Source organism: Saccharopolyspora sp. SCSIO 74807, assembly GCF_037023755.1.
GTDB classification, from domain to species: domain Bacteria; phylum Actinomycetota; class Actinomycetes; order Mycobacteriales; family Pseudonocardiaceae; genus Saccharopolyspora_C; species Saccharopolyspora_C galaxeae.
This window is the reverse complement of the sequence record NZ_CP146100.1, coordinates 3170913-3183166: the sequence shown is the minus strand read 5'-3', so window position 1 is coordinate 3183166 and position 12254 is coordinate 3170913. Positions and strand designations below refer to the sequence as shown.

General features: G+C 71.1%; 10 protein-coding genes and 1 tRNA gene. 4 read left to right on the top strand and 7 right to left on the bottom strand.

Annotated elements, in window-relative coordinates:
- Nucleotides 1-52: 52 nt before the first annotated feature.
- The 3 genes from V1457_RS14715 to V1457_RS14705 all read right to left on the bottom strand — a co-directional run bounded on the left by V1457_RS14715 (nt 53) and on the right by V1457_RS14705 (nt 1211).
- Nucleotides 53-124, bottom strand: a tRNA-Val gene (locus V1457_RS14715).
- Between the two features lie 67 nt (nt 125-191).
- Entirely contained in the window at nt 192-656 is a 465-nt protein-coding gene (locus V1457_RS14710) for a peroxiredoxin (RefSeq protein WP_200071039.1), read from the bottom strand.
- Between the two features lie 120 nt (nt 657-776).
- A complete protein-coding gene (locus V1457_RS14705) occupies nt 777-1211 on the bottom strand; it encodes a DUF3052 domain-containing protein (RefSeq protein ID WP_200071038.1) in 435 nt (144 codons plus the stop codon).
- Nucleotides 1212-1431: 220 nt separating this feature from the next.
- Here V1457_RS14705 and aceE point away from each other — a divergent pair, with 220 nt between their 5' ends.
- Complete coding sequence (aceE, locus tag V1457_RS14700) at nt 1432-4260, top strand: pyruvate dehydrogenase (acetyl-transferring), homodimeric type (RefSeq protein ID WP_407074766.1); 2829 nt, start codon at nt 1432-1434, stop codon at nt 4258-4260.
- A 211-nt stretch (nt 4261-4471) separates the two neighbouring features.
- Here aceE and V1457_RS14695 read toward each other — a convergent pair whose 3' ends face one another.
- Nucleotides 4472-5110, bottom strand: a complete 639-nt coding sequence (locus tag V1457_RS14695; RefSeq protein WP_338604505.1) for a nicotinamide mononucleotide transporter family protein — start codon at nt 5108-5110, stop codon at nt 4472-4474.
- A gap of 371 nt (nt 5111-5481) precedes the next feature.
- Here V1457_RS14695 and V1457_RS14690 point away from each other — a divergent pair, with 371 nt between their 5' ends.
- Together V1457_RS14690 and V1457_RS14685 are read left to right on the top strand one after the other, a co-directional pair.
- Complete coding sequence (locus tag V1457_RS14690; protein ID WP_200071035.1) at nt 5482-5724, top strand: DUF3263 domain-containing protein; 243 nt, start codon at nt 5482-5484, stop codon at nt 5722-5724.
- A gap of 190 nt (nt 5725-5914) precedes the next feature.
- Nucleotides 5915-7681 carry an FAD-dependent monooxygenase gene (locus tag V1457_RS14685; RefSeq protein ID WP_338604502.1) on the top strand — a complete coding sequence of 589 codons (1767 nt, stop codon included), beginning with the start codon at nt 5915-5917 and terminating at the stop codon, nt 7679-7681.
- Nucleotides 7682-7738: 57 nt separating this feature from the next.
- Here V1457_RS14685 and V1457_RS14680 read toward each other — a convergent pair whose 3' ends face one another.
- The 3 genes from V1457_RS14680 to V1457_RS14670 all read right to left on the bottom strand — a co-directional run bounded on the left by V1457_RS14680 (nt 7739) and on the right by V1457_RS14670 (nt 10830).
- Entirely contained in the window at nt 7739-8830 is a 1092-nt protein-coding gene (locus tag V1457_RS14680) for a maleylacetate reductase (RefSeq protein ID WP_295148418.1), read from the bottom strand.
- Between the two features lie 78 nt (nt 8831-8908).
- Nucleotides 8909-9817: a dioxygenase gene (locus V1457_RS14675; RefSeq protein ID WP_338604498.1), complete on the bottom strand. Its 909-nt coding sequence runs from the start codon at nt 9815-9817 to the stop codon at nt 8909-8911.
- Between the two features lie 68 nt (nt 9818-9885).
- Nucleotides 9886-10830, bottom strand: coding sequence for an N-acetylmuramoyl-L-alanine amidase (locus V1457_RS14670; RefSeq protein ID WP_295148421.1), 945 nt, complete (start codon nt 10828-10830; stop codon nt 9886-9888).
- Nucleotides 10831-11028: 198 nt separating this feature from the next.
- On the opposite strand from V1457_RS14670, the gene V1457_RS14665 reads away from it, so the two are divergent.
- Complete coding sequence (locus tag V1457_RS14665) at nt 11029-12231, top strand: CdaR family transcriptional regulator (RefSeq protein WP_200071030.1); 1203 nt, start codon at nt 11029-11031, stop codon at nt 12229-12231.
- The last annotated feature ends 23 nt before the right edge of the window (nt 12232-12254 follow it).

The window sequence follows — 12254 nt, the reverse complement described above, 5'->3', positions numbered from 1 at the left end:
CATCTCGCGAAAACCCGGCCGGAAGCTCGTTTCGCCGACCACACGGCGAATGTGGGCGCAGCTGGGCTCGAACCAGCGACCCCCTGCTTGTAAGGCAGGTGCTCTTCCGCTGAGCTATGCGCCCCGAACGGTGGCCGGCCCGCGTCCGGCCGTTCGGCCGGATCACCGTACCGGTCGGCCACCGCGCCGAGTCAGTCGGCCAGTTCGGCCAGGGCCTTCTTCCACACGTTCTGGTCGCGGGCCTCGCCGGGCTGGTTGACCTCGGCGAAGCGGACCTTGCCCGCCGTGTCGATCAGGAACGTGCCGCGCAGCGCCATGCCCGCCTGCTCGTTGAACACGCCGTAGGACTTCGCCACCTCGCCGTGCGGCCAGAAGTCCGACAGCAGCGGGAAGGTGTAGCCCTGCTGCTCCGACCACGCCTTGAGCGCGAACGGGGTGTCCACGGACACGCCGATCACCTGCACCTGGTCGTTCTGGAACTCGGCCAGATCGTCCCGGACCTGGCACAGTTCGCCCTGGCACACCCCGCTGAAGGCGAACGGGTAGAACACCAGCAGCACGTTCTTGCCGCCCCGGAAACCGGACAGCGAGACCTGCTCCTTGTTGTAGTCCGGCAGCGTGAAGTCCGGAGCCTCGGCGCCGACCTCGACCGTCATGCGCGCACCCTTCTGTTCGGCCGTGAGCACGTACGCCGCCGAACCTACACCGGCCGGACGCACCGGGGCACCGGTGGCACAGCGGCCACCGGTGCCCCGGTTCGGATGTTGCGCCCGTCCTCAGCGCTTGGACTTGGCTTTTCGATAGCCGAGCCTGGTGCCCATCCAGGCGTCTCCCAGATTCGCGTTGGAGGTCTGGGCCAGGTTCGACGTGGACGCGGCCTCGGCGATGTCGCTGGGCTCGACGTAGCCTTCCCGGCCGGTCTTCGGCGTGAGCACCCAGATCACCCCCTCGTCGGCCAGGGGCGTCATGACGTCGAGGAGCGTGTCCGTCAGGTCGCCGTCACCGTCGCGCCACCACAGCAGCACGACGTCGACGACCTCGTCGGCGTCCTCATCGAGCAGTTCGCTCCCGCAACGTTCCTCGATGGAGGCACGAATGGCGTCATCGACGTCCTCGTCCCAACCGATCTCCTGAACGACCATCTCCGGCTCGATGTCGAGCCTTTCGGCGACGTCGACTTCGCTCTTGCCGGCGTCTCCCGCGGCCACCACGGCGTTCTCACTCCTCCAATGCAGGCGGTGCGATGCGAGCACCGCACCCGGTTTGGCAGATCTGGCCGATAGCGAACACTGCCGACCGCTTCCGGCGCAACTGCTGGGCGCACGACACGCCGGAGCGTGGCGTGAAAACTCGACTGTAGGCGCACCCGTCCAGGTCAGGCCAGCACGGTGCCGGGTCCGCCCGGTGACGGTGTGCGCACCGGCCACGAATATGGGGGACGATGGCGGTGGCGGGCACCACACGGCCCGCGAACGCACGCAAGTCGAGGAGCTTCCTTTGTCCGCGCAACGCAACGACGGCACCCCGCAACGGGTCCGGGTCATCCGCGACGGCCTCGCCTCGCACCTGCCGGACATCGATCCGGAGGAGACGCAGGAGTGGCTGGATTCCTTCGACGCGATGCTCGGCGATTCCGGCCGGCAGCGCGCCCGCTACCTGATGCTCCGGCTGTTGCAGCGCGCCCGTGAGGGCGGTGTCGGTGTGCCGTCGCTGACCAGCACCGACTACATCAACTCGATCGCCACCGAGCAGGAACCGTGGTTCCCCGGCGACGAGGAGACCGAACGCCGCTACCGGGCGTGGATGCGCTGGAACGCGGCGGTCATGGTGCACCGCGCGCAGCGGCCCGGTATCGGGGTCGGCGGGCACATCTCGTCGTTCGCCTCCTCGGCCAGCCTCTACGAGGTCGGCTTCAACTGGTTCTTCCGCGGCAAGAACGACCCGGGCGGCGGCGACCACCTCTACATCCAGGGCCACGCCTCCCCCGGCATCTACGCGCGCGCCTACCTGGAAGGCCGGTTGACCGAGGACCGGCTGGACGGGTTCCGCCAGGAGTACTCGCACGCCGGTCCCGGCGGCGGGCTGCCGTCCTACCCGCATCCGCGGCTGATGCCGGACTTCTGGGAGTTCCCCACCGTTTCCATGGGCCTCGGCCCGATGAACGCGATCTTCCAGGCCCGGTTCAACCGCTACCTGCACGACCGCGGCATCAAGGACACCAGCAGGCAGCGGGTGTGGGCGTTCCTCGGCGACGGCGAGATGAACGAGCCGGAGTCCCGCGGGCTGCTGCACGTGGCGGCCAACGAAGGTCTGGACAACCTGACCTTCGTGGTCAACTGCAACCTGCAGCAGCTGGACGGGCCGGTGCGCGGCAACGGCAAGATCGTCCAGGAGCTGGAGTCGTTCTTCCGCGGCGCGGGCTGGAACGTCATCAAGGTGATCTGGGGCCGCGAGTGGGACCCGCTGCTGCACGCCGACCGGGACGGCGCGCTGGTGAACCTGATGAACACCACCCCGGACGGCGATTACCAGACCTACAAGGCCAACGACGGCGCTTTCGTGCGCGAGCACTTCTTCGGCCGCGACCCGCGGACCAAGGACATGGTCAAGGACCTCACCGACGACGAGGTGTGGGCGCTGCGCCGCGGCGGGCACGACTACCGCAAGGTCTACGCGGCGTACAAGGCCGCGACCGAGCACCACGGGCAGCCGACGGTCATCCTCGCCAAGACCATCAAGGGCTACGGCCTGGGTGCGCACTTCGAGGGCCGCAACGCCACGCACCAGATGAAGAAGATGACGCTGGACGACCTGAAGCTGTTCCGGGACAGCCTGCGCATCCCGATCTCCGACGAGCAGCTCGACGCCGATCCTTACCTGCCGCCGTACTACCACCCGGGCGAGGACGCCCCCGAGATCCAGTACCTGCGGGAACGCCGCAGCAAGCTCGGCGGTTACCTGCCGGAGCGGCGGGTGAAGTCGAAGGCGCTGGTGCTGCCGGGCGACCAGGTCTACGACGGGGTCCGCCGCGGCTCCGGCAAGCAGGAGGTCGCCACCACGATGGCCTTCGTCCGGCTGCTCAAGGACCTCGCCAAGGACTCCGAGGTGGGTCCGCGGATCGTGCCGATCATCCCGGACGAGGCGCGGACGTTCGGCATGGACTCGATGTTCCCGTCGCAGAAGATCTACAACCCGCTCGGGCAGTCCTACACGCCGGTGGACTACCGGCTGATGCTGGCCTACCGGGAAAGCGAGCAGGGGCAGATCCTGCACGAAGGCATCAACGAGGCCGGCTCCAGCGCTTCGTTCATCGCCGCGGGCACGTCCTACGCCACGCACGGCGAGCCGATGATCCCGATCTACATCTTCTACTCGATGTTCGGGTTCCAGCGCACCGGCGACAACCTGTGGGCCGCCGGGGATCAGATGGCCCGCGGGTTCATCCTCGGCGCCACGGCGGGACGCACCACGCTGACCGGTGAGGGCCTGCAGCACGCCGACGGGCATTCGATGCTGCTGGCCGCGACGAACCCGGCGGTGGTGGCCTACGACCCGGCGTACGCGTTCGAGGTCGCGCACATCGTCAAGGACGGGCTGCGGCGGATGTACGGCGAGGAGGCGGAGAACGTCTTCTACTACCTCACCGTTTACAACGACCCGTACCAGCAGCCCGCCGAGCCGGAGGGCGTCGACGTGGACGGCCTGCTGCAGGGCTTGTACCGGTACCGCCAGGGCGAGAGCGGGTCGAAGCCCGCCCAGATCCTCGCCTCCGGTGTGGCGCTGCCCGAGGCGGTGCGGGCGCAGCAGCTGCTGGCCGACGAGTGGGACGTGCGGGCCGACGTGTGGTCGGCGACCTCGTGGTCGGAGCTGCGGCGGGAAGCCGAGGACGTCGACCGGCACAACATGCTCAACCCGGAGGGCGAGCAGCGGGTGCCGTACGTGACGCGGGCGCTGCAGGACGCCGAAGGCCCGATCGTGGCGGTCAGCGACTGGATGCGGGCGGTGCCGGACCTGATCCGCTCGTGGGTGCCGGGCGAGCTGGTGAGCCTGGGCGCGGACGGGTTCGGGTTCTCCGACACCCGGCCAGCGGCGCGGCGGGTGTTCCTGGTCGACGCCGAGTCCACCGTGGTCGCCACGCTGTCCGCGCTGGCACGGCGGGGCGAGGTCGAGCAGTCCGCGGTCGCGGAGGCGGTGCGGAAGTACCGGCTGCACGACGCGCAGGCGGCCGGTCCGCAGACTTCGGAGTCCGGGGACGCCTGACGGCCGTTCGCACGGGTGCTCGGCGCGAGCCCGCCCGAGCACTCACGGGCGTTTCGGAGTGAACGGACCTTCGCCCGGCATGGGCGCCGTTCACTCGGCTCGATTCGTCCGTGGCGTGTCGGCGCGGGCCATTGCGCGACCGTGAGTGACCGGCCTGTTCGTCCGACCAGTTTGGATGAGCAGGCCGTTCACTCCGATCAACCTCGCTGGGTCATGCACGGGCAGGCGCCGCGCGCTGCACCCTCGCGGTGCGGTTCCAGCTCCACCAGCCGTGGATCACCAGCGCGGCGAACACCACGTAGATGGCCGCGCTGAACCACAGCCCGGAAGCCATCTGCAGCGGCACGCCGACGGCGTCCACCGCCAGCCACACCAGCCAGAACTCGACCAGCCCGCGGCCCTGCGCCCAGAACGCGACCGCGGTGCCGACGAAGATCCAGGCATCCGGCCACGGCGCCCACGACGCGTCCAGCGCGCTCAGCAGCAGCGCGAAACCGGTCGTGGCCAGCGCCAGCGCGCCGAGCAGGAGCCAGCGCTCGCGTGCGGTGCCCTTGCGCACCACCACGCCGTAGACCGGGTCGCTGCGCCGCGTCCAGGCCCACCAGCCGTAGACGGAGATCAGCAGGATCACGACCTGCCGGATGGCCAGCCCACCGAGGTGCGCGCTCGCGTAGACGGCGAACAGCAGCACGGTCGCGGCCACCTGCACCGGCCACGTCGCCAACGTGCGCCGTTGCGCGAGGAACACGACCGCGAGCGCGCACAGCTGACCGACCAGCTCGGCCCAGGAGATCTGCTGGCCCAGCACGGTGATCCCGTTCTCCAGCAACCATTCCGCGACGACCCGCACGACCTGCTCCCTCCACACGGCGCGGAACGCGGCGGGCGCTGCGGGACGCACCCGCCGCCGCGCCCGTGCGCCGCCTCCCGGCCGCACTCGCACCGCCGGTCCCGGAGTTCCACCGGGTCCGTCCTATTCGGACGATCGGTTTCGCCGATCCGCCGGTTCGGATTCGCACCGCGCCCCGGAGCGCGCGTTTCCTGCCGTGCTCAACATCGTCCGCCCGCACGGCTGTTCCGGCGGATTCGGGTGGTTCGGATCACAGACTCCGATCGGCTGATCGAACACTCGTGCGCTTGCGGTTAGACTTGACCTCGGCCGGCGATCGAACAAGCCGCAGACTCGACAAGCCGCAGACTCGACCGGAGGGGGCGCCCGGGATGAACGACACCGATCGCGCCATCCTGATCTTCGAGGGCGAGTTCTGGCGGCACCGCGGCAGCAAGGAGCGGCTCATCCAGGAGAAGTTCGGGATGTCGCCCGCTCGCTATTACCAGCGGCTGAATCGCTTATTGGACGAGCCGGAGGCGCTCGCCCAGTACCCGGTGCTGGTCAACCGCCTGTTACGCAGGCGAGCCGAGCGCGCGCAGGGCCGCACTTCCACTCCGCCGCGCGCGAGCTAGGCCCGGATGCCGGTTCGGGCGGTGCGCGAGGCGTCGCCGCCGTACGCCGACCACATCCGAGGCACTTCCGGCAATCCGGAAATTCGTCGCGGAAGTCTCACCGCGAACCTCTAGCGCGGAAGTTGATCTTTGGACAAGATGTCCGCCACGTCGCCGGGACCGTCCCGGCACCGCGGCGGAAGGAGTCGGCGTGGCCACGGTCGAAACGGACGTCCTGGTGGTCGGCAGCGGCCCGGCGGGCGCGTCCATGGCGCTGGCGTTGAGCCGGTACGGCATCGACAACATCGTCATCACCCGCTACGGCAACCTGGCGGCCGAACCACGCGCGCACATCACCAACCAGCGCACGATGGAGATCTTCCGCGACCTCGGCGTGGAGCAGCAGGTCCGCGCCCAGGCCACCCCGCAGCACCTGATCGGCACCACGACCTACTGCACCTCGCTGGCCGGTGCGGAACTCGGCCGGGTGCGCTCCTGGGGCAACGAACCGCTCGTGCAGGCCGCGCACGAACTGGCCAGCCCGTCGCGGATCTGCGACATGCCGCAGTACCTGCTGGAGCCGGTGCTGGTCGACGCGGCCGTCGCGGGCGGCAGCAAAGTCCGGATGGAAACCGAATACCTCGGCCACACCCAGGATTCCGACGGCGTCGAGGTCCGCGTGCGGGACCGGCTGCGCGGCGACGAGTACACCATCCGCGCCCGCTACCTCTACGGCGCGGACGGCGGGCGCAGCCTGGTCGCGAAGAACTCGCAGCTGCCGATGACCGGCCGCTCCGGCGTCGCCGGGAGCATGAACATCGTCTTCCGCGCCGACCTGTCGCAGTACGTCGCGCACCGCCCGAGCGTCCTGTACTGGATGTTGCAGCCCGGTTCCACCGTCGGCGGCCTCGGCATGGGCACCATCCGCATGGTGCGACCGTGGAACTTGTGGATGGCGATGTGGGGCTACGACATCGAGCAGGGCGCGCCGGAGTTGTCCGAGTCCTACACCCGCGAGATCGTGCGCGACCTCGTCGGCGACCCGGAGCTGGACGTCGAGATCGTGCAGAGCTCGGCGTGGACGGTGAACCACGAGTCCGCCGACGTGTACTCGGCGGGCCGGGTGTTCTGCGGCGGCGACGCGGTGCACCGGCACCCGCCGTCGAACGGGCTCGGGTCGAACACCTCGGTCCAGGACTCCTACAACCTGGCCTGGAAGTTCGCGCACGTGCTGCGCGGCACGGCGAGCCCGGCGCTGCTGGAGAGCTACACGGCCGAACGCGCGCCGATCGGCAGGCAGGTGGTGGATCGCGCGAACCAGTCGATCGCGGACACCTCGTGGATCTTCGAGGCGCTGCAGGCCGGCGCGGCGACCGACGCGGACCAGGTGCGCTCCGCGATCGAAAGCCTGCGGGCGACCACGCCGGAAGCCGAGAAGCGGCGCCGCGAGCTGCGCGAGGCGATCGCCTTCAAGACCTACGAGTTCAACGCGCACGGCGTGGAGCTCAACCAGCGGTACCGCTCGAACGCGGTGGTCCCCGACGAGCAGGGCGGGGCCGACCCGCTGGATTCCGCCTCGGACACCGAGTTGCACCACCTGCCCTGCACCGCGCCCGGGGCGCACTTGCCGCACGCCTGGCTCACCGCGGCGGGCCGCGAAGTGTCCACTCTGGACATCGGCGGCAGCGGCCGGTTCGCCCTGCTCACCGGGCTCGGCGGGGAACTTTGGCAGGACGCGGCCGAAACCGTCGCGGAACGGCTCGGCGTGCGGATCGAAGTAGCCGTGATCGGACCGGGATGCAGGTACGAGGACCCGTACGGCGACTGGGCACGGATCCTGGAGGACGACGGGCTCGGTGAGCCCGGCGCGCTTCTGGTGCGACCGGACAACTTCGTCTGCTACCGCACGACCGGGCTGCCCGCGGATGCGGGATCGGTGCTGGCCGATGTCGTGGCGCAGGTGCTCGGCCGAGCCTGATCGCGGCTCGACATCGCGCGGTCGCGCGACATCGCGCCACGAGACGACCGGCGCGCCTTACCGGACGCCGGTGGGGAACTTGCCCTGCCACAGCTCGTCGAGCAGTTCGGCGACCGCGTCCACGGTCAGCGGCCGCGGGTTCGGGTAGGGACCGGCCACCACCCGTTCCGCGATCCCGCGCAGCTGCTCCCGCGCGACGCCCAGCTCGGCCAGCGACCTCGGCCCGTCGTACCCGCGGGCCAGGTCGGCGACCGCCGCGACCGGATCCGGACCGGCAGACCGGGCCAACCGGTCGAACGCGGCCGGAGCGGACCGCCGGTTGAACGCCATGACGTGCGGGAGCAACATCGTGTGCAGCTCGGCGTGCGGCAGGTCGAAGGTTCCGCCGAGTGCGTGCGCGAGCTGGTGGTGCAGCCCCATCCGGGCCTGCGCCAGGCAGCTGCCCGCCAGCCAAGCCGCCGATTGCAGGCGTTCCCGGGCCTGCGGGTCCTCCGGGGCGACGAGCACGTCCGGCAGCGCTTCGAGGATTCCGTTCGCGGCCTCGGTGGCCAGCGCGCGGGTGACCGGGGTGGTTTCCGGTGCCCACAACGCCTCGACGGCGTGCGCGAGCGCGTTGACGGCGCTGGTGCGGGTCAGGCCGACCGGCATCGCGAGCGTGAGATCGGGGTCGTAGACGATCGTGCCCGGGGCGAGCGCGGGATCGCGGCGAGTCGTCTTCACGCCCTGCTCGGTCTCGCCCAGCACCGGCGTGGCCTCCGAGCCCGAGTAGGTGGTCGGCACCGCGATCTGGGACGCCCCGGTCCGCGCCGAGACGGCCTTGGCCAGGCCGATCGCCGAGCCGCCGCCGATCCCGACCACGCAGTCCGCACCGCCGGCTCCGATGAGCTGCATGACTTCCGCGGTCACCGCCACCGGCGTGTGCGGGGCCGGGCGATCGAAACGCGCCGCGAGCCGCTGCCCGAGCGCTTCGGCCGCCCGGTCCGCGGAATCCGCGGCGGACGGTGCCGCCACCAGCAGCGCCCGGCGTGCGCCGAGCCGCGCGGCTTCGTCGGCGATGCGCTCGCTGGATCCTCGGCCGAGCAGCACCCGGGTCGCGAGAGTTTCGTGCACGGCTACTGCGGCCGCCTCGTCAGTGGCGCGGTCTGCCATCGTCTCCTCGTTCAGCGTCTTCCCCGGCCCGGGCACTGCTGCCGGCGGCAGGCACGTCGACGGCGCCGGCGTCCGCGCTCATTCTTGCGCGCCGTGTTCGAGCCGGTCGATCGTGACGGGGAAGTCGACCCACCGGAACGGGACCGGCAGGCCGGCTTCGGCGGCCCGCTGCGGGTCGTCGACCGTGGCGAACTCGTGGATCAGGCTGGGCTTGACGCCGAACACCGCGTCCGAATCCAGGTACGGCGTCCCCGCCACGAACATGTGGGTGGTCAACGTCCGCATCCCCGGCGCAGAGACCTCGAAGTGGATGTGCGCCGGGCGGTTCGGGTGCCGCGCGGTGGCGCGCAGCATCCCGCCGACCGGGCCGTCGTCCGGGATCGGGTAGTGCCTCGGCACGATGCTGCGGAACCAGAACCGGCCGTCCTCGTCGGTGGTGAACAGCCCGCGCAGGTTGTGCTCGGGCAGCTCGCCGGGCCGCTGGACGTCGTAGAAGCCTTCGTCGTTCGCCTGCCACACGTCGACGCTCGCGCCCCCGACGGGTTCGCCCGCCGGGTCGAGCACGCGGCCGGTGACCAGGCAGGGCTCTCCCTTGCCCTGCTGGTCGATGTCGTCCCCGAGTTCGCGCGGCGGTGAATCCACCACGTGGAACGGTCCCTCCACAGTGGATTCGGTGAGCTCCGCGCCGCTGCGCTGGTTCAGCGTGTCGACCAGCATCGACACCCCGAGCACATCGGAGAGCAGGACGAACTCCTGCCGGGTGTCGGTGCAGGTCTGGCCGGTCTCGGTGAGGAAGCCGATCGCCGCCTGCCACTCCTGCGGGGTCGGCTCGACGTCCTTGACGAAGCCGTGCAGGTGCTCGACCAGCTTCGTCAGCACCGCGCGCAGCCGGGGATCGGGGGTGTTCGCGAAGCTGCCCGCGACGATCTCGGCAGAGCGCTGTTCGTCGAACAGGGCCGAGGGACGTCCGGTGGTCGGTTCGGTCATGGGTCCGTCGTTTCTCGTGCGTGCGCGGTCGGCTCGTGCGTGCGCGGTCGGCTCGTGCGGCACCGCGATCAGGGGTTGGTGGCGCGGGCCTGCTGCTCCGGGGAGAGCTGGCGGGATTCCTGGATGCGCACGAGTTCGGCCAGCAGCGGTGCCGCCTGCTCCGGCGGCAGCGCGGTGAACGCGGCCTTGATCGCCTCCGGGTCCTGCGCGGGCGCTTGCTGCGGCACCGCACCGGCGGGCGCGGCCCGCCCGTCCTGCTGCTGGTCAGGGCTCTGCTGCGGAGCAGGCGTTTCCCGCGCGACCAGCACGTTGACCAGGTCCACCAGCATCGCCACCGGCGTGCGCGGCCCTAGCATGGTGTTCCACCCGGTGATCTGACCCTCCGGTCCGCGCGGCCCGAGCAGCTCGTTCTCGATGCGGCGCAGGATCGCGTCCTGTTCAGGGGTCATCTCGGCGTCCTCCTGTCGGGTGTTGGCCAGTTCGGCGCGGAAGCGTTCCAGATCCACGTGCCCGGGGTCGATCTTGCCGGTGACGCTGGTCTCCTTGTGGCCGCGCGCCGCCTCGGGCGGTGCGCCGAGGTGCTCCAGCACGGCCCGGGTCGCGGTCAGCGCCGCCGAGTACTGCTCCGGGCTCGGCCCCTGCTCGACGCCCTGGTAGTCCCACTCGAAGCCGACGTAGAGCACGTTGCCGTCACCCGCGGGCACCGGCCCGGACTCCTTGGCCCGCCCGGCGTGGTTGGCGCGGCCCGCGGCGATCAGGTGCACCACCCCGTCGAACCCGATCAGCCCGTGGCACAGCGGACCGGCCAGGTCCTCGCGTCCTTCCACGACCAGGTCCAGGCTCGGCGCCGGGTTCTCGTAGGAGGCTTCGGTGGCCGTGTGGTGCTCCAGCACGCCCACCGGTTCCGGCGGATCACCGGAGTCGGCGGCACGCTGCTGCCAACCGGGCGTCTCCTGGACGGTCAGTCCGGCCGCCCGCAACACGTCCGCGAGCCACACCAGCGGCAACGCCATGTCGATCACTCCCCCGCGCGTGCGCGTGCTGTGCGTGCCATCCTGTCCCGCCTTCGGCCGCGTTGACCACGCCCGACCGGATGAAATACCAGCGAACGGAGCCTGCACGACGCCGCGGTAGCCATCGGCCCGGCGAGCGCGAGCGCATCCCGCCGCACCCTCGCCGACGGGCTCGGCCGACGTGCGATTCTGTGCCGCATGGAATCCGAAAGCGCAGGTGATCCAGGCGAGCGGGTCTCCGCGAGCACGCTGCGCGCCCTGGAGCGGGCCTCCGGGGACCTGGCCACCGCGAGCATCGGCGCGATGGAGCAGCGGCTGCCGTGGTTCCGGCGGTTGCCCGCCGATCAACGCGCGAGCGTGCTGCTGGTGACCCAGACCGGGGTGTCCAACTTCGTCGCCTGGCTGCAGGACCCGACCGAGGCGATCCGGCTGACCGCCGAAGCCTTCCGCGCCGCGCCGAAGGACCTGTCCCGCTGGGTGAGCCTGCGCCAGACGCTGGACCTGGTGCGGGCCGCGATCGACGTGTTCGAGCAGCGCCTGCCGGAACTGGCCGCGCACGACGCCGAGCGCACCGCGCTCACCGAGTCGATCCTGCGCTACACGCGGGAGATCGCGTTCGCGGCCGCGACCTCCTACGCGGCGGCCGCGGAAGCCCGCGGCGCCTGGGACGCGCGGCTGGAAGCGCTGGTCGTGGACGGTATCGTGCGCGGCGACCCGGAGGAGTCGCTGCTCTCGCGCGCCGCCGCCCTCGGCTGGGAGCAGGGCTCGGAAGCCACCGTGGTCGTCGGCACCGCTCCCTCCGACGACCCGCCGACGATCGTCTACCAGGTGCGCAGCCGCGCGGCCCGAGCCGGACGCCCGGTGCTGCTGGGCGTGCAGGGCACCCGCCTGGTGGTGGTGTTCGGCGGTTCCTCCGGTGAGCGGGCCACGCAGGAAGCCGCGGCCAAGCTCACCGAGGCGTTCGACGAGGGCCCGGTCGTGGTCGGCCCGACCGTGTCCACCCTGTCCGAGGCGCACCGCTCCGCGGCCGACGCGATGTCCGGCCTGCGCGCGGTGGTGGCCTGGCCGACCGCGCCGCGCCCGGTGCTGGCGGAGGACCTGCTGCCGGAACGCGCGCTGGCCGGTGATCCGGAGGCGGAGCGGCAGCTGGTGGAGGGCATCGTGCTGCCGCTGGTCGACGCGGGCGGCGCGCTGATGGAGACCGTGGACACCTACCTGGAACTCGGCGGCGTGCTGGAGAGCTGCGCGCGCCAGCTGTACGTGCATCCGAACACCGTGCGCTACCGGCTGCGGCGAGTGGCGGAGCTGACCGGGCGCACCCCGTCGAACGCCCGCGACGGATTGGTGCTGCGAGTGGCGTTGTCGGTGGGCAGGCTCGCCCGCGCCCGCGGGCTCTGGTGATTCTCCCGCTGTTGAACCAGCTG